Source organism: Mucilaginibacter rubeus, assembly GCF_003286415.2.
GTDB classification, from domain to species: Bacteria; Bacteroidota; Bacteroidia; order Sphingobacteriales; family Sphingobacteriaceae; genus Mucilaginibacter; species Mucilaginibacter rubeus_A.
In genome coordinates this window covers 5,298,924-5,317,940 of the sequence record NZ_CP043450.1, presented here as the reverse complement: position 1 = coordinate 5,317,940, position 19,017 = coordinate 5,298,924, and the positions used below count along the sequence as shown (strand labels likewise).

The window sequence follows — 19,017 nt, the reverse complement described above, 5'->3', positions numbered from 1 at the left end:
ATGCTATTTAGGTTGCAGCGGCATTGATATGGCTCATAATTTCTGACAGCAGAAACGGGTCATCAATGCTACCACCCGTCACCTTCCAATGCCCATCAGTCCTTTCAACCTTTGCGACGACCTGTTCATTGATGAAGATAATGAAATGTCCTTTCATTTCCTGGATACGGATGGTGTCTGCCTGGAGGTCTTCGCCATAAATGAATGCCATGGCTTTCGCTGAGTTAGGTTCCTCGTGCAGAATAGCGGCTATGGCGGCTTCCTCCTCTATATGCTCGTCCGTCAATACCTTAAGTGCTGTAACCAATTGCCAGATTTCGTTCGTAGTCAGTTTGTTCCCGTGGTATTTCCAACCCGGTAGCCTGTCTCCATGAAGCCGCAGTTCCCCCAAAAAGAAGTCGTTATTAATTTCAGGCGAATCGATATATTGCAAATATCGGTCCCGGTTACTTTGTTCTGCCGATCCGTTGTCACCTGCTCTCGGAAAGCCTTCATAAACTCTTAAGACATCGGTAGCGACAAAGGCATGCGCTTCTTCCTCATAGACGGGGATTAAATCGAGAATCTCGAGACCGCCGTTTTCACGTACAACTGCGACTGATACCGGGTTATTCAGGATTGCCATAGCGTATAGATTAGTTTTGCCGAAGCTTAGCCTCCATGCTCAATGTGGTATGCGGAACTGCCATCAGCCGCTCTTTTTGGATGAGTTTACCGGTGACGCGGCAAATCCCGTAAGTTTTGTTACCAATCCGCTGCAACGCAGCTTCCAGGTCAACGATGAATTTCTTCTGACGCGCTGCCATTTGGTGAACGGTTTCTTTCTCCAATGTCGCAGCGCCATCTTCCAGTGTGGAGTAAACACCGCCGGTGTCGTCCGTGCCGTTGGGATTACCTCCCCGCAACGAACCCATCAAAACATCCAGTTCCTCTTTAGCGGCAGCGATTTTTTGCTGGATCAGTCGTTTAAATTCTTCCAGTTCCTGGTCAGAATAGCGGGTTTTATTAAAAGTATTAATCGTTAGTTTTTCCATGACCCAATTAACGCATATCTGGCAGGGTTGTTTAAAAATATGCGGACTTTATTCAATTCCACGATTAGATCCCATTGCTGACCGTCGATCAATCCAGCACAATCTGCCATTGCTGATCATTATTTAACATATAGCCCAGCTCATCTCATGAACTTCTTTCCGATACTTATCGCTATAGCGCTTACGCAGTTCCCGAACCGGTGCGCCGCTTTCTCTTTTCAGGAAAAACAATAAGGATGCCATGTTTGGAGCCACATCTTTTAACTGATCGCTTTCACCTTCTTTGACAAATGCCCTGCTCATACATCCTTTGATTGGTAAACAATAAAGCCCCGCAATGCAGGGCTCATCGTTTAAATAAATGCTGAACTATACTTTCTTTTCAATATTCCTGCGCTGATTGCCGACTTCCTTTTTTGCATCCTTCACGGCTTGCTTACTGGTACCCTCTTTATGCGCCTCATATTTGATCTCGTGTGGCTGATCCGAAACCGAATTCCTTTCCACTTTACTTCCTCTTGTGCTCATAATTCAATGATATGTTTTCAATTAGTAACAAAATTCGTGATACAAGGTTTTAATGGTTTTAAAAACAGGGATACCATTTGTTTTGTTGTTTTATTGATGCAACAACCCAGCTACCTGAATTTTGACCCGGATCATTACGCCTGGAAACCGGATACTGATTACCGGGAACGACCGGAACTTTATCGTGTGGGCAAAGGGGAACAGGGCGTGCTGATCTGCGAACCTTACAAAAGCGAGATCGGGCAATATTGGCGTTTTAAAACAAAAGCGATCGCCGGGGAAAGCAGTGAACGGATATTCAATTTGTTTACTGAATATCTAGCCGCCGGTGATTTTGTTGGTGCAGATATGGCGCGTAAATATTTGCAGATGGGTTACACGCGTGCCCGTCGTTACGCGAATTATAAGGGCGGCAAAAAATACGATGGGCACCAGGACTACGTCTTGCTGGAGCGCGGTAGCGGTGATCCCGAAAAATCGGAGGCGGCCAAAGTATTTTATGCCAGATGGAAAGCGGCGGAGAAGAATGAACTTTACGCCGCCATGAAAAAAGATTGGAAGCATGCGAGGGGTTAAAAAGGAAAACATACCGCAAAAGCTATGCGTTACATGCGGCAAACCGTTTCATTGGCGGAAAAAATGGGAAAAAGTTTGGGAGGAAGTTAAATACTGTTCGGAAAAATGCAAACGGAGCAAAATCCGCTGATATTGACCCTTAGGCTGGATGATAGCAGCCAGGCATACTTTGATGAACTGCGGGAGAGGTATTTTCCCCCGGATCGTAATTTTCTGAAAGCCCATTTGACTTTATTCCACAAATTGCCGGATCAACCGGACACCCTGGAATATTTCAATAATTTGAAATATGGTACCTTTGAAATGAAGGTTATCGGTTTGCGGCATTTTGGCGCAGGAGTGGCCTATCAGATTGAATCGCCGGAATTGCAGCAGCTAAGAAAGGAAGCGGGCCTTTATTTCTGGCCTGTATTAAGTCCACAGGACCGTCAAGCGTTCAAACCGCACATTACGATACAAAATAAAGTGACACCGGAGGCATCCAAAGCTTTATTAAGGGAATCGAGTGCGCATTTTAAACCGTTCAACGTTAATGGTATCGGGCTTGATTTATGGGAATACCTGGGCGGTCCATGGCGGCACAATTTTAGTTATGATTTTATAAAATGAATAATGAGCTGGACCTGCCCGAAATGTGACCGTGAACTGCCCTGGAAAGATTACCGCCATTATTGTGCGCGGGTAAGCCTGGATACTTTATTTGAAGGCCGTTCGCCTGAACTGGTGCTGGCCTTTGACAAGATCCTGGCCGAGGTTTCGGATTGGGACAAGGTATTGGTCGGTGTGACGCCAAACTGTATCGTTTTTACGCGGCGTGTCGGTTTCCTTATCATCCGTCCGATGAAAAAATGGCTGGACCTTAAGTTTTATTCTGCTGCGCCACATCCGGAAAAGCCTGTTATCAAGAGCGTAGCAGCAGGAAAAAAGTTCGAGAACCACATCCGCCTGGATTCATTGGATGATATCCGGCCCGCCTTGTTCGTGTATATCCGGGAATCATATGAACTGGTGCGGAATTAGCATTAGCTCTTTAAACACAAAATCACCTGATGAGCCTTTTACAGGCTTAACCCTGAATTTGCTAAAATAAACATACTCCCTTCAAACCTATTCTTCCTGGATACTTTTCAATAATTCATCCATTTCACGCTGACAGCCGGTGATTATGCCGGCAACATCTTCCTGCTCGTTTACGTCGAGTAAGTCACCGTCATAAATCCAGTTATCATTATCATCGAACAGCAATCTACCCAGTTTCAACTCCGGTATGGGTTCATAAAGCCAGTAACTTCCCATGGTATCCGGTACAAGCTGGATCCATCGCCCCGAACCCGTTTTAACAGTTACTGCCTTATCGTTGAATAACTTATTTCTCATGTAAAACAAAAGTGAATAAAAAAATGTAAAAAAGAATAATGAAATGCTAAAAATATTAGCATAGTTTTGTAGTCCCCAAATTGAAATGTTATGGCAGGCGAGAAACAGGCAATCATCGACAAGCTCAGGCAGGATATCCTGACCTGGGAGGGCTTTAAGCCCGCAGCTCCGGGAGCATTCAATTCATTTGGCTTGGGTCCGCTTGAGGCCGCATTTCCCAATCGGGTTTTTCCGACCGGGGCCATTCACGAATTCATTAGCCAGCGTCCCGTGGAAACGGCTGCTTGCGGCGGCATGATCGCCGGTATTCTTCGGGTATTGCTTGAAAAGGGCGGTATCTGTGTTTGGGTCAGCTATACGAGAAGGATCTATCCGCCGGCGTTGAAGCGATTTGGCATAACGCCCGACCGGGTGATCTTTGTCGACGTGTCACTACAGAAAGATGTGCTTTGGGTAACGGAAGAGGCATTGAAATGCGAAGGGGTGGCGGCCGTGGTCTGCGAAACGCATAACCTTAGTTTTATGGAATCCAGGCGTTTGCAACTGGCTGTCGAACAAAGTCAGGTTACCGGTTTTATCCTGAGAAAGGACGTCAAAAAAGAGAATACAACGGCCTGTACCGCGCGCTGGTATGTCCGGCCGGTCCGCAGCCAGCTCCGTCCCGGTATGCCCGGTGTTGGTATGCCCCGCTGGCAGGTTCAACTGAGCAAAATTAAGAACGGCAATCCGGGCACCTGGACACTGGAATGGTACCAGGAACAGTTCAGGGTTGTTACCCCTTACACCGCACCTGAAAAATTCCACCAGTATGCCTAAGCGTTTTTTATCCCTTTGGTTCCGTTATCTGCTGACCGACTGGAAGACGATTCGGCAGCCTGATCTGAAGGGCAAAGCTTTTGTTTTTGCTGAGCCTGATCATAGCCGGCTTTTGGTGACAGCGGCAACCGCCGTTGCCCAGCAGTTCGGGATCGAAGAGGGGATGACCGTTGCCGATGCCAAGGTGATCAGCCCTGACCTTGTCGTCTTTGACGGAAAAAAAGGCAGGGCGGTGAAACTGCTAACCGGGCTGGCTGAATGGTGTTTGCGGTATACCCCGCTGATTGCGCTGGATCCGCCCGACGGACTGCTGCTGGATGTAACCGGTTGCACGCATCTGAAGGGAGGGGAGCGCGAATTTCTGAAAGACATGATCGGCCGCTTAAAGGAGATCGGTTATGATGTCCGGCCCGGGCTCGCCGATACTATCGGCAGTGCCTGGGGTGTTGCCCGATGTGCAAAAAACGGCCTGATCGTTCCGGTTGGCGGTCATCGAAATGCATTAATGCCTTTGCCGCCCTCCGCACTCCGGCTTCCTACAGATCTCCTGATCAAGCTCCGGAACTTAGGGCTCTATACGATCAGCGGTTTTGTCCATATGCCGCAGGCGGTCCTGCGCAGACGATTTCAAAAAGAACTGGTGCTGCGCCTTTTGCAGGCTTTGGGCCAGGAGGAGGAATTCCTGATTCCGCTAAAAGAACCGGTGCCGTACAGCGAACGCCTGGAATGCCTCGAACCCATCACTACACGTGAAGCCATCGGAATCGCGGTCAGCAACTTACTGGAGCGTTTATGTAAGCGGCTTTACGCGGAGGGCAGGGGCCTCCGCCAATCTGAACTGATCTGGTTCCGTATCGATGGAAAGAAAGGGCAGATCGCTATCGGCACCAGCCACGCCAGTAACCGTACGGAACACCTGTTCAAACTTTTTTCGTTGCAGTTCGATCAGATCGAACCGGGGCTGGGAATCGAGCTTTTCGTCATGGAAGCATCCCAAACGGAGGCGGCGAGCGATAAGCAGGGGGGGCTTTGGGCCGGGAAGCCGGGTCCGGACAGCGAGGAGATCGCTGAACTGGTGGACCGGATCGTTGGGCGCATAGGTAGTCAGGGCGTTCGCCGTTACCTTCCCTCGGAACATTACTGGCCCGAGCGTGCCGCTGCTCCCGGAGATCAACGAAAAGATGACCTGGCAGGTGCATGGTGGTCTGACCGGCCAAGGCCTATCCAGTTACTTGATCAGCCTGAGCTGATTCAAGCCATGGCCCTGACGCCGGATTATCCGCCCAAAATGTTCAATTATAAAGGTGAACGTCATGTCATTGTCGCTGCTGACGGCCCGGAACGTATCGAACGGGAATGGTGGCTGGAGCCCGGCGAACACCGGGATTATTATATCGTGGAAGATGAAGAGGGTGGGCGTTACTGGCTGTTCCGTTCCGGACATTATGATTCCGGCCAATCGCAATTGTGGTACCTCCATGGATTTTTCGCATGAGCTACGTTGAATTACAGGTAACCAGCAATTTCAGCTTCCGGCGTGGGGGGAGCCACCCGGAAGAACTTGTCGACCAGGCGGCTGATCTGGGTTATGATGCGATTGGCATCACCGACCGCAATACTTTCGCGGGATTGGTCCGGGCTTATGTAGTTGCCAGGGACAGGAATATCCGCTTGATACCGGGAGTCCGTCTTGACCTGGTTGACGGTCCTTCGCTTTTAGCTTACCCGAAAGACAAAGTAGCCTACGCCCGTTTATCAGCCCTGCTTACTAAGGGTAACCTGCGGGCGGAAAAGGAAAAGTGCTATCTCTATAAAAAAGATGTGTATGAACATAGTGAGGGCAGCATTTTTATCATTATTCCCCCGGGGAAACTGACGAATGACTTTGAATTTGAGCTGGTATTTAAAACTCATGTACAGGAATACTGGTCCAATTTGCAGGAGCTGTTTGTGGCGGCTACCCGCTCTTACCTCGGGGACGATATGAAAAGACTGTTCCTGCTGTCGGAGCTGAATGTGCCCCTGGTCGCCACCAATGATGTTCATTATCATGCACCTGAGCGGCGGGAACTTCAGGATGTGCTCACCTGCGTTCGTGAAAAATGCACGATTTTCAATGCCGGTTACAAACTGCACCAAAACGCGGAGCGGTTTCTAAAGCCGGCAACAGAGATCGGCCGGCTCTTCAATCAATACCCGGAAGCTGTCGCCAATGCGCGAATGATTGCCGATGCCTGTCGTTTCGATCTGAAAACCTTAAAATACCAGTACCCGCATGAACTGACCACCGATGGCCGTACGCCCCAACAGCAGCTGGAATGGCTGACCTGGAAGGGGGCGGAAGAGATATACCCGGAGGGCATACCAAAAAAAGTTAAAGCATCGCTCATCGATGAACTGAATATCATTCAAGAAACGGATACGGCCAATTATTTCCTGACGGTGGAAGATTATGTCCGATGGGCGAGAAACAGGCGCATCCTGTGCCAGGGCAGGGGATCGGCAGCCAACTCAGCGGTATGCTTCGTACTGGGCATCACCTCGGTAGCACCGGATAAGTTCAACCTGCTGTTTGCCAGATTCCTTTCGAAGGAGCGGAATGAACCGCCTGACATCGATGTGGATTTTGAGCATGAACGCCGGGAAGAAGTGATCCAATATGTTTTCGAGCGCTTCGGCCGTGACCGTGCCGCCATTTTACCCACCGTGACGATGCTGCACTTTAAAGGCGCGATAAGGGATGTAGGCCGGGCGATGGGACTTTCGGTGGACGTTGTCGGCAAGCTCTCCGAAGCTTTTGGCGACTTTTCGGAAGAAGATATGAATACCGGCCAGTTGCGGTCCTTTGGCCTGAACGCCAAAGAACCGCTGTTGCTCAAAGTGATGCAGCTGACTTCCCAGATGATCGGATTCCCCCGCCAGTTGGGACAGCACACCGGCGGTTTTGTAATTACGGACGGTAAGCTGAGCGACCTTTGTCCGATCTTTCATGCCCGCATGGAAAACCGTACCAATATCGAATGGAATAAGGATGATATCGATGCATTGGGTTTTATGAAGGTGGATATCCTGGCTTTGGGCATGCTAACCTGTATCCGTAAGGCCTTCGACCTCGTTGAAAAGCACTATGGCAAACAGCTTACCCTGGCTAATATCCCCCAGGATGACCCCGCTGTTTACGAGATGATCACTGAAGCTGATACGCTCGGTGTTTTTCAGATCGAAAGCCGGGCACAAATGTCCATGCTGCCGCGGATGAAACCCAACTGTTTTTATGACCTCGTCATCGAAGTTGCCATAGTCAGGCCCGGTCCGATCCAGGGCGATATGGTGCACCCGTATATCCGGAGACGAAACGGGGAGGAGGCGGTAGATTACCCGTCCGATGAGATCCGGTCAATCCTGGAGCGTACCCTGGGTGTCCCGCTCTTCCAGGAACAGGCGATGGAACTGGCCATCGTCGCAGCGGGCTTTACGCCGGGTGAGGCTGACCTGCTCAGACGGAGCATGGCGACCTTTAAATTCAACGGGTTGGTCACCAAATTTGAGCACAAGCTGATTAATGGCATGACCTCCCGCGGCTACAGTAAGGACTTTGCGCAACGGATCTTTAAGCAACTGGAAGGGTTCGGCAGCTACGGTTTTCCGGAAAGCCATGCGGCCAGCTTCGCGCTACTGGTCTACGTCTCCTGCTGGCTGAAGCATTATTATCCAGACGTTTTCGCGGCAGCGCTGCTGAACAGCCAACCGATGGGATTTTATCAGCCTGCTCAAATTGTACGGAACGCACAGGAACATGAGGTGAGGATCCTGGAGATCGACGTCAACTATTCCGAATGGAACAATTTACTGGAAGGAAAGCATGGCAGATACTGTCAATTGCGATTGGGTTTCCGGCAGATCAAAGGCATCCGCGAGGAGGAAATGGAAAAACTGGTCAGGGGAAGAGTTAAACATTATACAGAAGTTCACCAGCTTTGTGACGCGGGCGTCAGCGTCGCTACCATGGAGAAATTGGCCAACGCGGATGCATTCCGGTCCATGGGGCTTGACCGCAGGCAGGCACTGTGGCAGGTCTCGGCTTTGCATGACCGTCCGGTTGCGCTGTATGAAGGACAGCCTTCGGAAAGTAATTATGAACCGCAGGTGGACCTTCCCCTGCTGCGTCAATCGGAGCATGTCGTACAGGATTATGCCACAACCGGTTTATCGGTTAAGGGCCATCCTATTAGCTTCGTACGGGATAAACTGGAGCTATTACATATTATCACTGCCAGCCAGGCCAATAAAACAGAAAACAAAAAATTGATTAAAACTGCCGGCCTAATCCTGATCCGCCAGCGGCCCGGTACCGCCAAAGGTGTTTGTTTTATCACGCTGGAAGACGAAACCGGTACCACCAACCTGGTTGTCTTCCCAAAACTCTTTGATAAATACCGCAAAGAGATCCTTCATGCCCGGCTCCTGATGGTCGAAGGGGTTGTTGAACGCACCGAAGTAACGCACATCATCGTCAGGCGCGTTTTCGATATTACCAAATTGTTAGGGGACCTGACCGCAATCAGAAACGAAAAACAACCGGTATTGACCTTATCAAGGGCCGATGAAAAAGCAAGCCCTTTTATTCCAATGGAAAAGCCACTAAAAACACAGCAACCAGAAGAGCATTTTCATAAAGGGCGAAATTTTAAATAATTCCATGCCGATCTGTAAAGCGATTAATATGTGAGTATATGACATCCACAATAAATTCCTTTTTCAAACCTGCTTCGTCTGAATATCGAAATCAATTCAAACCTAATTAAATACGAATTCCTATTTAGTTATGGATTTGCCGGAATTCTATGGGCGTGAGATCAGTTTTGGCTTTGAAAAGTTTGCTAAAGGATTGGGAATGTTCGAACCCTAGTTGATAAGCGATCTCCGAAACCGAAAAATCAGTTTTCGATAACTTTTCTTTCGCTTTTTCTATCACCTTATCATGAATGAATTGCTGGGTGCTTTGACCGGTCAGGGTTTTGAGTAAGGTGCTTAAATAGTTCGCGGAAATATTAAGTTCGTCCGCTACCTGCGTGACTGTCGGCATTCCAAGATCGATAAGCGAGTCCGCTGCAAAATAATTTTTCAACCATGTTTCCAGCTTATCAAGAATCTGATGATTTGTGATTTTTCGCGTCAGGAACTGCCTGTTGTAAAAACGATCCGCGTGGATCAGCAGGTTTTCCAGTTGGTTTATGATCAGTGACTGACTGAAACGGTCCATGTTCGACCGGTATTCGGACTCAATCTTGTGAAAGATCCCGGCAATTGCCGTTTCTTCCTTTTCCGAGAGAAATAACGCTTCGTTCACCTTGTACTGAAAAAACTCGTAATTTTTGATCTGTGCCGCCAGAGAGGTGTTCCAAAGGAAATCCGGGTGCAGCAACAGAAGCCAACCTGTCTGGTTGACCCGAACATCCGGTTTGATCTCGACCCGGAGCAATTGCTGCGGCGAAAAGAATGACAGCACGCCGGAATTGAAATCATAAATCTGCTGTCCATAATTAAATTTGGCCTGTACATTTCGCTTCAAGGCGATCATATAGAAATCCTGCAGCCATTTCAGGTCGGCTACATCGTCCGGGTATTTAACTTTACTGTAATCGATGACGCTGACCAGCGGATGCTCCGGTCCGGGCAAACCGTAATAGTCGTGCAGGTCTGACAGCGTACGGAAGCGAAATGTATCGGGCATTTTTAAAATTAATTATTTTCTTTATAAAATACCATGCCGCCATGATACAAAACCCCGCCACTAAATTCGCCGTCGGCGTCAAATCCAGTGTCGTCTTTGTATGCGATGTGGTTCCCGGTTACCCGGTAAGCACTTCGGCGATTACCACGAGCTTCGTCATAACGGCCCTCATGTAATAACTCCTGGCGCACATGACCATCTTTTGTCACCCACATGCCCAGGTATTCTCCGGTTTCTTCAATAGTTTTCGTCATTATTCGATAATCGCTGTTGATTCTGTAAGCTCCAAATTATCGGCCAGGGCCTGTTCAATGATGGCGATCTTGTCCTTTACCAGTACAGCAGTATCGATACCCATAAAAAAATGCACCGGTGGCCTGGACTGATTGCTTAGTTCAATGAGCGCTTTTGCGGCTTTTTTTGGATCGTTAGGCTGACGGCCGCTGATCACGTTCAGGTGCTGCGCTTCAATCTCACGGGCATTAGCATAGGCGTCAATTACATGAGCAGGCAACATGACGGAGTCTTTTTCAAGGAAACTGGTGCGGAAATATCCCGGGTAAACCAGGGTTGTGTGGACGCCGAAAGGTTCCATTTCTACTGCCAGCGCCTCTGTATAACCGGCCATAGCAAATTTGGTAGAACAATAGATACCGAAGGCGGCGTAATTCCCAACATAACCTCCGATTGATGCAATGTTAAAAATATGTCCTGAGCGCTGCTCCCGCAAGTAAGGAGCTGCATGACGGACCACATGCAGCGGGCCGAAAACATTGACATCGTAGTTCCTTTGCACCTCTTCTGCCGTCAACTCTTCGATGGCGCCGATCTGGCTGAACCCGGCGTTATTTACGATGACATCGATACGGCCGAATTTGTCAACCACTTGTTCGATCGCGCGCTTTACATCATTATTGTCGGTTATATCCATGTTGAGCGGCAGGAAATCATCCCGTTCTCCGATCAGGTCGATAAGCGCCTGCTTTGTTCTGGAGGTAGCAGCTACCTGATAGCCTTCCGCCAATAATTGCTGAACAAGGTCCGCGCCTAACCCTTTGGAGGCCCCGGTCACGAACCATACTTTTTCTGTTTGTTTTGTTTCATTTGTCATCGCGTAATATTTAATGACACAAAGGTCTGCTGTTGTGTATGAGGCCTTGTGACCAATTCTTGGAAAATTGTAGTCATATCTCAGGTTATTATTTGCCTGAATATGAATTCAGGTCTCTATTACATTGAAAAGACGGTCGCTGTTTTTGGAAACTCTTCAACTACATGAACTTTTTTCCGGAAAAGGCTGGCGACCTTTGTGGTATGGAAGAGATCAAATTTCCCGTGATTGAAGCAGGTCAAGGACCTGTGGTGATGCTGAACCTGATCAGGTTCAAAGACAAAAAAGTTTATTTCGACGAATATATACCTGCATTCGGGCAGGTGGTCAAACAATTGGGTATCGAGGGCGTAAATGTCAAGTTTGTTGGCGAGGTTGCGGCAAACATTATTGCTGGTGAGAACGAACAATGGGATGAGGTCGTTCTGGTAGAATACCCCAGCGCTGAAGCGTTCATGACCATTGCGAATAGCGAGGTCTATCAAATGACCGCCAACCCGCTGCGCATCGCCGGTACAGCAGAGCTGAAACTGATCATGACAAGGCAAATTGCGTTTTAAAAGTTAACTTGCACCATGTCTGAACTGATCCTGCGTAACTTCGCTTTGCATGTAATGCTTGATTCGGAAGAACAGGAGCAAATACTTGCTTTGTTACAACGAAAAGATGTTGCCCGGCGAACCCTGTTGGTTCGGCCGGGGCAAACTGAAAGGCACATTTATTTTGTTGATCGGGGCTGTCTGCGTATGTACCACACCGATGAGGACGGGCAGGAGCATAACCTCTGCTTTTATCCGGAAAACTGGTGGGCCTGCGATAACGTAAGCTTCTTTAAGGCAAAGCCCGCGACGCATACCATACAGGCGCTGGAGGATTCAGCGCTCTGTTATTTTACTTTACCGGATCTGGAGGAACTTTTCGTCCGTGTTCCGAAACTAGAGCGTTTTTTCCGTATCCTGATCCAGAATGGATTTGATATGTACCAGCGCAGGGTTACTTCCAATCTTTCTTTATCTGCCGAACAGCGTTATTTGGAATTCCGCCGGCATTACCCGGGACTTGAACAGCGTATAAATCAAAAGCACATTGCCAGCTACCTGGGTATAACCGCCGTTTTTTTGAGTATGATGCGCAAAGAAAAAGATCTCTGATATATTTGATAAATGTGATCTTAAATTATCATTATTTTCATTAGCGGGTATCAGAAAGTAAGGTTTTTCCGGGCGTTGCTGGCGTTTTTTGAAAGAGTCATCGAGTTTATCGGATAATTGAAGCAATCCGTTATAGACGTTGGTTAGCCTGATCGCCTTAGCACTTCAGCTATGCAGCCGGATACAGCAATTCCTCTGCGGTATCCATATAAGCCATATCAATGGGAGGCAACGCATCATATTGTGTAGGATTTGCTACGCGATCTGAAAGGTATTCCTTAGTGATTGTACAGTATTCCATGTCTTTAGATGAAACCTGTATCCGAGCAAGTTCCTGCATTCTTTCCACCGAGGGACCTCCTAATAACCATTCGTAAGCCTGGTCATCGTTAAGTATTGCCGGCATTCGCCACTTGTTATCTTTGTTATGGATTTGACGCATTAATGCATTTGCTTTTGTTGTCGCAAACGCGAAAGTGTAAACTAATTCACCTGTCTCTTTATCGAGTACCTGGTTATATAATCCCGCCATCCACCAGTATTCGCGGTCTTTCATGGTCACCATATACGGGAATGCATCAGTCGTTGTTAATTGCTGACCTTTTTTGCCGATCTTATTGATGTGCCTGTTTTCTATCATGCCTGTGGATAACACCAGGCAGGTTTTCCCTTTTTCAACCGAACTGGCCCACATCGACCGCTCTTTTTTTTCATTGAGCAGCATATTCTCCGATTTGAAATTCATCGTCGTGTATCTCCTCAAGAACTCTTGTGCTTTTTCGTGTGAATCGATGCCATACGGCATGAATCCCCACTGTGCCTGTACCAGCTCAAAATCAGTTTTGTCAGAATTGGCAATCGCGATAGCAGCGGGTTCGAACATGAATCCATTATGAACGCCTACATTTAGGAAGTTGTAGCGTCTCACCTCTTTTTCCAGGTTTTTCAGTCGAATAAACTCAGAACGGGTGACTTTTTGACCGTTGTAGTAGCACATATTTCTTTTTTCTTGTTTCTGATATAGCCGGCAACAAGTTTGCCAACCTCTTCTGCCAGCTCCTGGCGGCCTTCCGGAATTGACGTCCAAAACTTCTTATCATCGGAGTCATAAGCGACGGTGATCACCAACGGCATCATTGTCGGTTGCGCAAAGTCTATATGAAAGACCCTGCCATGTTTCAGGCTGTGTTCCGCAACCGTCGCCGCTAAGCCCTGATAAGTTATTTCAAATTCCTGTATCGCTGCCATGTTAAAGTTACACATTAACCAGAAAAAACAATAATGCTAAATTAATTAGTATTATTGTAAATTCAAAATGCTGTATCAAATTTCGATGTTCCTTCGTAAATTGTATACGAGAAAAATATCAAATAATCGAACTTATCGCAATCTACTAGAGATCAATTAACATGGAAGCCAATCTTGAAGCACAGATGATTTCAAAACCGCGCTGCCCGAGCTGTGGCAAAAAGTTGGTTTATGAAGTAAAAATGGAATGGTTTTTTATGCTCCTCAAAAAATTTTATGCAGTTCGTAAATTCTTTTGCGTCAATTGTATGTCAGGGAGGTACGTTTGGGGAAAAGGGGGCAATCTTTAACCGATAACTTGTTCGCCGGAGGAAAAAAATCTAAAAGCTGCTTAATTCCGCATCGATCTGCTCACCGATCGCGTCTATATCATCCCGGCTCAATTTCGTGTGGCCAATGATTATGTAAATTCCCTCTACTGTTTTGCAGATTGTCCCTAAAACAACGCTGTCCTGAACCAGCTCGAAGCATGGACCTTTGTGCCCGGCACACTCCATTTCAATAGCATCGATATCGCAATGCTGTGTGCATATGATGCAATTGATTCTGATGTTGTCCATAGTTTTCAATCTCTGCGTCCTTCAATTTTTGATATGATTTTATCAAACAAATCCTCACCTAAGGGTTCGCCTTCGGTTTGTCTCCATTCTTCGAATTGTTCAATAACTGCTATGAATATGCCATCCCGTTCAACGCCAAAATGACCTTCATTATCTGTTATGCGAAAATGGTGCTCGACATTATCAATTTGCCCGGCAAATGTGAACGAATCAAACGGCTCTTTTTGCCTGATAAATGTTACGATTTGCTCCTGCTCGGCATTCGAGAAATAATCGCCGGTAAATTCCCATTGACTTGAATCTTCCAAATGAAACGCGATTTCAGCCAACTCTTTCCCGGTCATGTCAGTTTCCAAAATCCGGTACACGCCTGTAAACTGCCTGACTTCGGGCAGACCTATGATAACCGGATCGATGGTAATTGTTTTATGGCGATTATCTTCCATCAAAACCGTAAATGTTGTTAAATCAATCATTTCTGCCTGAATTTTATTAATAATAAAATTCAGGCAGAAATGTTTGCGGTGCGCTCTTTCGTCCCTCATACTAACGGTCTACATTGTTTGGCCTTTTATAGTCAGTTAACCCTCTGTCTATCCAAATTATTAATGATAATAAATAGTTATCTATTGTTGAGTGCCACTCATTAGCAATAAAATGTCCTTCCGAGAAATCATCAATTGACGAAGTGATTACTTAAAGTTCAAGGATGTTCCGACTAGCGTTTTGATACGACCAATACCTAGCTTGCTTTAAACTACAGACAATACCAATTTGGTTAATCTTTAATCTCTTCGTTACATTCGAAGTAATTATTCTACTACTTCTTCCAAGTGTACATGAGTATTTTTCGTGCTATTTATAGATGGATCAACTGTTTTTAAATGGCTAACTAAAACCCCTAACCCGGTGATTAGGGGTTTTCATTTAAAGTGTTACGAGGTTTGCACAAGCAAGTTCAGGACTACTTCGTACTTCATCCAAAAATAAGCAATGTTCATTTCCTGCCTTTTTACGTGGACTTTCGATTTTTACAGTATAGTGCCTTTCATCAACTTCAACAACATTTACCGGAATAGCTTTCTTTCCGTCCCAGGAAATCCATGCTGGATCACCGGGATTAAATTTTTCTATCGTTCGTTTGTTGAAATGTAATGGAATCGCTTTTTTAACAGATACGATAGCCCGCGTAGCAAGTTTCTTTGGCGACGATTTTTTTGCAGTTTGTTCTTTCGGGGTAATGACGCTTTTCCGCTTTATGAACGCTTTGTATGTTTTCCATGCCCGCTCTAATGTTTCTATAGCCTTCCAACTTGCTCTTTTTGAATATAAATAATCACGATAATCATCCAGAGTTGAATGATTTGGCCATGTCTTATCGTCCATCATATCCCTTGCCAAGTTCCCTAACGGGGTATCTCTGTTTTTCTGCTTTGTTAACCATTCTGTAAAATTAGTTTCGCTATCTTCAACCAGTTGAACGTCATCAAGAGGTTGCGCATTACTAATCATTTGATGATAGGCATCTCTCATTTTTACTACCGCCTCATCCAAGGTTTCCGCTTCCACATAATGATGGTTAGTTTTGACATACCCAATATGGCCAGCTACCCGTTTCATATTGAATACATCGACAACACCTCTTTTACCTTGTTGAAAGGACAACAAAAGGTTTGGAGAAACATATTCACGAAAAACTACTATCGCCAGTTCGTCGTTTTCAAATTCTAACTTTACACCATGCTTTTGGATTTTCTGATCTCCAAAATAAGCGGGTTTTGACTTCAGATATTGGTCGGCAAGGGCTTTTCCCAGTTCTTCCAATGTTGGCCAAATGGTATGCAAAATCAGTTTTTCATCGTACAGAGGTAAGTAAACCCCTTCCGCCAAATCTTCAGGCAGGTCTTGCGGAAGTCCGTTGAGTTTGCTTCTACGTTCCCTAATTAGGGCTGTCGGGGTTAGAACAATAAATTCGGCATCTTTTAAGTTGCCAATTGAACATTTTGAGTCAGCAAGTAAAGCTGCTCGTGAGGAATAGCCCAAATAAGCCGCTACCAGCTCATGAGCGTGCGAAGATTTTAATTGAATACCGAATTTGTTAAGACAAAATGCGCGCAGAGAATCGGCGCATAATTTAGTAATATGCTCCATAGCAATTTTAAGTTAAAGGCTGGACTTTAAATGATTGTCGAGAGTGTTTAAACACAACCTAATGCCAGCAGATTTAACAAAATTTTGCTGTAGGCTTGTCAATTATGAATTAGCCTCGCGTTTCAGTCACTCACAACTACGGCGCTCGATTCCTTATCACTAAGGTAAAATGAAAGGATCAAAAAAGCAAGTAAGAAATCTAAAAAGATTCATTGACGAACAAGACAGGGTATTAATTATAAGGCGTTTAGCATTGCCAATATGGTTTCCGGCTTACTTTCTACCTGGCATTGGAATAGGGTATCCAATTTCTCCTGTCCGATAATGGTATGCAATTCGCGCTCGGTGAAAAAGTAATCACAATACGGCAACGCAATGGCGGCGTGCATGATGTCCAACGTATCGTTACCGTCTGTATGTTTCCTGTCTTTATTCCAGCGCATCGAACCAGCTAAGGCCGCGGTTATTTTAGCTGTAGGAAACTGCGTTGTTATTTTGCCAAGCTTAAAACACTGATAAATTAGTTTTTGCCACGAGGTTTTGTCGGTGTTGGCAATCTCTTCGGAGGTAGGGAGATGCCCGGTCTTTTTCTGATAAAGCTCCTGTATAACCTCATTAAACTGATCGGTAAAACAATCTAAAACACCCCACAGTTCCGAAAAGAACATTTCCGTCCGGTTTTTATTCTCGTGCTTATATTTTTCTTTATTGGTGTTCATCAGCTCAACGTTATCGCGAAGAGTGAAAGGGCTGTGTGAAAATTGTGGTTGTTCGATAAGCACAGACAATGGCATATTACTTACGAAATCAAGGGATGATCTTTTTAGATTGTCAGGCAATTCTTCAACTTTATGGGAATAGAAGAAATAGCCCGAAACTAATGGCAACTTACTCCATACCAGCTTATTAAGTATAAGCTTTTCTTGTGTCGGTAAATTAGTGGAATACCAACATGCAAATTCAATTTTTACCCGCTGTATATCGCTAAGTATAGCTATCCCCTTAGAAAGTCTTTCCACCAACTGGAACGTCTTTAGCAAGGAAGTTTTGTCACCCTGCTTCATCATCTCCCAAAATACCACTTCGCTTACCGGGAAAATACACTTTTTGCTTTCGTACAATTCAACAAATTTGGCTGCTAACTTATAAGTTGTCGTGTCTGGATTGCTGTTCAGCCCATCCCTAAGTAAAATCCAGTATTTTAAATCAAGATAGATGATTTTACGTCCGGCAATTGCCTGGTTGATAGTGATGCTGTTCTCCGCAATGTATTGGTCTATATAACGCATCTTTAAATCAATTAACCCGGTCCCGGTATGCTTTCATGATGGTAATAATATCATTCTGCGCAAAGCCAGTTTGACTAAGTACACAGCAGATCAATATCACTTTTAGCTTTTGTGTCAGTTCATATAGTTCTATTCCGGTTGCAACATGCGCGTTTGCCTTTTTTTCAAAAAAATGCGAATAGTAATGACGGGAGTTGACGACTATATCCAAATCAAGTGAGGTATTTTTTACCAATTGCACGTATGAAAATTCATCACGCAAAAAGGTTAGCTGCTCTATCAATGTGACAAACTTTTTATTCGCCGGTATGGCAGGCCTGAACCTGGTGGCATAACCCTCTAAAGCCTGTACAACGATAAGAAAGTCACCGGTGTTGAATATGTTTTTTTCCTGAATGCTCTCGATAAGGTGTTTTAAAATCGGAGCCATCAATTCATCAAAGCCATACCAGTTTTTAATCACCTCTTCAAAAGAGGTTTTGATACGATCATGCGTAAATAAAAAATCCTTCTTGTTTGCTGCATCCGTGTCTGTCTTATCGAACTGGTTATAATAGAACCTTACAGGATGAAAAAGTTTCTCGCCATCTTTTAATTCCTGAAATCTATCGGGGGAGTAAAATTCAATTGATTGGTAGCCGATGCTGGTTAAAGTACCAAGTGTTAGAAATGATTTAAATTTGGATGCCTGTAAAAGTAAATCCCAAAACGACATCACTTTTTTTGTGGAGATGTTTAGTTGATAGGATTGTTCAATTACGAGCTGCTCTTCATGCTCCGTTCCGGGCGGCGAGCAGGTAAACTCTAATTCTAAATTGATATTGTCTGTAAGTTGTACGCTAATATCATTACTGTTGTCTCTATCATAACTCAAATTGAACCCGTGTATCCTGTCATTTTTAAAAGGAATGGAATAATCAACACAATAATGATTTACCCATTTCGTCAAGCCGGGCATTTTAACCGTGATTTGGTTGAACACCTCTTCAGTCCAACTTTTTAAATGGATACCTGCTAAACAGTATTGAACACTAAATTTTTGCATCGGGAAAGAGCAGCTAAAATTCAGTGAACCATAAGAAGAGCAGTTAATCAATGTAATACTTTTGGCATCGGAACTCTCTCCAAGGATAATTTCCTTACGTTTATCATCACCCTGGGCCAAAGACATCATGTAATCACGTGGATCATGAAATGCCCCTATTAGTTCAAGGATAATTTTCCTGTTTGGCGTGTAGGTCAGTGTTCCTGCAACCCTATTCTCGGGATCATCGGGTAAAAACCAATATCCTTTTATTTCGATAGCATCAATCATAATTATCAGTCCTGCATCTTAACGTGTCTCAGACACTTTTGCAGAATGATGTAAATTTACCTTCCGA

24 protein-coding genes are annotated in these 19,017 nt (G+C 45.5%); 10 read left to right on the top strand and 14 right to left on the bottom strand.

Annotated features, from left to right (window positions below; genetic code table 11):
- Positions 1–7: 7 nt before the first annotated feature.
- From DEO27_RS21060 to DEO27_RS21045, 4 genes are all read right to left on the bottom strand, one after another.
- Positions 8–625: a hypothetical protein gene (locus DEO27_RS21060; protein ID WP_112575402.1), complete on the bottom strand. Its 618-nt coding sequence runs from the start codon at positions 623–625 to the stop codon at positions 8–10.
- A gap of 10 nt (positions 626–635) precedes the next feature.
- Positions 636–1,034, bottom strand: a complete 399-nt coding sequence (locus DEO27_RS21055) for a TraR/DksA family transcriptional regulator (RefSeq protein ID WP_112575403.1) — start codon at positions 1,032–1,034, stop codon at positions 636–638.
- A gap of 123 nt (positions 1,035–1,157) precedes the next feature.
- Positions 1,158–1,337 carry a hypothetical protein gene (locus DEO27_RS21050; protein ID WP_112575404.1) on the bottom strand — a complete coding sequence of 60 codons (180 nt, stop codon included), beginning with the start codon at positions 1,335–1,337 and terminating at the stop codon, positions 1,158–1,160.
- A 66-nt stretch (positions 1,338–1,403) separates the two neighbouring features.
- A complete protein-coding gene (locus DEO27_RS21045) occupies positions 1,404–1,562 on the bottom strand; it encodes a DUF3606 domain-containing protein (protein WP_112575405.1) in 159 nt (52 codons plus the stop codon).
- A gap of 36 nt (positions 1,563–1,598) precedes the next feature.
- Here DEO27_RS21045 and DEO27_RS21040 point away from each other — a divergent pair, with 36 nt between their 5' ends.
- From DEO27_RS21040 to DEO27_RS21025, 4 genes are read left to right on the top strand one after another with little or no spacing between them, the layout of a single operon-like run.
- Entirely contained in the window at positions 1,599–2,138 is a 540-nt protein-coding gene (locus DEO27_RS21040) for a DUF4385 domain-containing protein (RefSeq protein ID WP_223818011.1), read from the top strand.
- Positions 2,125–2,268 carry a DUF2256 domain-containing protein gene (locus DEO27_RS32030; protein WP_112575406.1) on the top strand — a complete coding sequence of 48 codons (144 nt, stop codon included), beginning with the start codon at positions 2,125–2,127 and terminating at the stop codon, positions 2,266–2,268. Before DEO27_RS21040 ends, DEO27_RS32030 begins: the two co-directional genes overlap by 14 nt.
- Positions 2,244–2,747 (top strand): 2'-5' RNA ligase family protein, encoded by a 504-nt coding sequence (locus DEO27_RS21030; RefSeq protein ID WP_112575407.1) that lies wholly within the window; start codon positions 2,244–2,246, stop codon positions 2,745–2,747. Before DEO27_RS32030 ends, DEO27_RS21030 begins: the two co-directional genes overlap by 25 nt.
- Positions 2,748–2,750: 3 nt before the next feature.
- Complete coding sequence (locus DEO27_RS21025) at positions 2,751–3,158, top strand: DUF5655 domain-containing protein (protein WP_112575408.1); 408 nt, start codon at positions 2,751–2,753, stop codon at positions 3,156–3,158.
- Positions 3,159–3,245: 87 nt separating this feature from the next.
- On the opposite strand, the gene DEO27_RS21020 is transcribed toward DEO27_RS21025, so the two are convergent.
- The gene (locus tag DEO27_RS21020; RefSeq protein ID WP_112575409.1) at positions 3,246–3,515 is read right to left on the bottom strand and encodes a hypothetical protein; all 270 of its coding nucleotides are present in this window, start codon (positions 3,513–3,515) and stop codon (positions 3,246–3,248) included.
- Positions 3,516–3,605: 90 nt separating this feature from the next.
- On the opposite strand from DEO27_RS21020, the gene DEO27_RS21015 reads away from it, so the two are divergent.
- Genes DEO27_RS21015 through DEO27_RS21005 form a run of 3 tightly spaced genes read left to right on the top strand, consistent with a single transcriptional unit; the run spans position 3,606 to position 9,026 of the window.
- The gene (locus DEO27_RS21015) at positions 3,606–4,331 is read left to right on the top strand and encodes an ImuA family protein (RefSeq protein ID WP_112575410.1); all 726 of its coding nucleotides are present in this window, start codon (positions 3,606–3,608) and stop codon (positions 4,329–4,331) included.
- Complete coding sequence (locus tag DEO27_RS21010) at positions 4,324–5,826, top strand: Y-family DNA polymerase (protein ID WP_112575411.1); 1,503 nt, start codon at positions 4,324–4,326, stop codon at positions 5,824–5,826. The genes DEO27_RS21015 and DEO27_RS21010 overlap by 8 nt, the downstream gene beginning before the upstream one ends.
- Positions 5,823–9,026 (top strand): error-prone DNA polymerase, encoded by a 3,204-nt coding sequence (locus tag DEO27_RS21005; protein ID WP_112575412.1) that lies wholly within the window; start codon positions 5,823–5,825, stop codon positions 9,024–9,026. Before DEO27_RS21010 ends, DEO27_RS21005 begins: the two co-directional genes overlap by 4 nt.
- 124 nt (positions 9,027–9,150) lie before the next feature.
- Here the strand turns inward: DEO27_RS21005 and DEO27_RS21000 are convergent, their stop codons facing one another.
- Genes DEO27_RS21000 through DEO27_RS20990 form a run of 3 tightly spaced genes read right to left on the bottom strand, consistent with a single transcriptional unit; the run spans position 9,151 to position 11,176 of the window.
- A complete protein-coding gene (locus tag DEO27_RS21000; protein ID WP_112575413.1) occupies positions 9,151–10,065 on the bottom strand; it encodes a helix-turn-helix domain-containing protein in 915 nt (304 codons plus the stop codon).
- A gap of 8 nt (positions 10,066–10,073) precedes the next feature.
- Entirely contained in the window at positions 10,074–10,319 is a 246-nt protein-coding gene (locus DEO27_RS20995; RefSeq protein ID WP_112575414.1) for an Atu4866 domain-containing protein, read from the bottom strand.
- The gene (locus tag DEO27_RS20990) at positions 10,319–11,176 is read right to left on the bottom strand and encodes an SDR family oxidoreductase (protein ID WP_112575415.1); all 858 of its coding nucleotides are present in this window, start codon (positions 11,174–11,176) and stop codon (positions 10,319–10,321) included. The genes DEO27_RS20995 and DEO27_RS20990 overlap by 1 nt, the downstream gene beginning before the upstream one ends.
- A gap of 164 nt (positions 11,177–11,340) precedes the next feature.
- Here DEO27_RS20990 and DEO27_RS20985 point away from each other — a divergent pair, with 164 nt between their 5' ends.
- Positions 11,341–11,736, top strand: a complete 396-nt coding sequence (locus tag DEO27_RS20985; protein WP_112575416.1) for a DUF1330 domain-containing protein — start codon at positions 11,341–11,343, stop codon at positions 11,734–11,736.
- Positions 11,737–11,751: 15 nt separating this feature from the next.
- Positions 11,752–12,327, top strand: coding sequence for a Crp/Fnr family transcriptional regulator (locus DEO27_RS20980; RefSeq protein WP_112575417.1), 576 nt, complete (start codon positions 11,752–11,754; stop codon positions 12,325–12,327).
- A gap of 169 nt (positions 12,328–12,496) precedes the next feature.
- Here the strand turns inward: DEO27_RS20980 and DEO27_RS20975 are convergent, their stop codons facing one another.
- Together DEO27_RS20975 and DEO27_RS20970 are read right to left on the bottom strand one after the other, a co-directional pair.
- Positions 12,497–13,210 (bottom strand): SOS response-associated peptidase family protein, encoded by a 714-nt coding sequence (locus tag DEO27_RS20975; protein ID WP_190295162.1) that lies wholly within the window; start codon positions 13,208–13,210, stop codon positions 12,497–12,499.
- Between the two features lie 62 nt (positions 13,211–13,272).
- Positions 13,273–13,575 (bottom strand): hypothetical protein, encoded by a 303-nt coding sequence (locus DEO27_RS20970; RefSeq protein ID WP_146750139.1) that lies wholly within the window; start codon positions 13,573–13,575, stop codon positions 13,273–13,275.
- A gap of 161 nt (positions 13,576–13,736) precedes the next feature.
- Here DEO27_RS20970 and DEO27_RS20965 point away from each other — a divergent pair, with 161 nt between their 5' ends.
- Positions 13,737–13,925, top strand: a complete 189-nt coding sequence (locus tag DEO27_RS20965) for a hypothetical protein (RefSeq protein WP_112575420.1) — start codon at positions 13,737–13,739, stop codon at positions 13,923–13,925.
- 275 nt (positions 13,926–14,200) lie between these two features.
- Here DEO27_RS20965 and DEO27_RS20960 read toward each other — a convergent pair whose 3' ends face one another.
- The 4 genes from DEO27_RS20960 to DEO27_RS20945 form a co-directional block, all read right to left on the bottom strand.
- The gene (locus DEO27_RS20960) at positions 14,201–14,671 is read right to left on the bottom strand and encodes a hypothetical protein (RefSeq protein WP_112575422.1); all 471 of its coding nucleotides are present in this window, start codon (positions 14,669–14,671) and stop codon (positions 14,201–14,203) included.
- 451 nt (positions 14,672–15,122) lie between these two features.
- Entirely contained in the window at positions 15,123–16,346 is a 1,224-nt protein-coding gene (locus tag DEO27_RS20955; RefSeq protein WP_112575103.1) for a YozE family protein, read from the bottom strand.
- A gap of 236 nt (positions 16,347–16,582) precedes the next feature.
- Positions 16,583–17,635: a hypothetical protein gene (locus tag DEO27_RS20950; RefSeq protein WP_112575102.1), complete on the bottom strand. Its 1,053-nt coding sequence runs from the start codon at positions 17,633–17,635 to the stop codon at positions 16,583–16,585.
- A gap of 7 nt (positions 17,636–17,642) precedes the next feature.
- Positions 17,643–18,950 carry a HEPN domain-containing protein gene (locus DEO27_RS20945; protein WP_112575101.1) on the bottom strand — a complete coding sequence of 436 codons (1,308 nt, stop codon included), beginning with the start codon at positions 18,948–18,950 and terminating at the stop codon, positions 17,643–17,645.
- Positions 18,951–19,017: the final 67 nt, after the last annotated feature.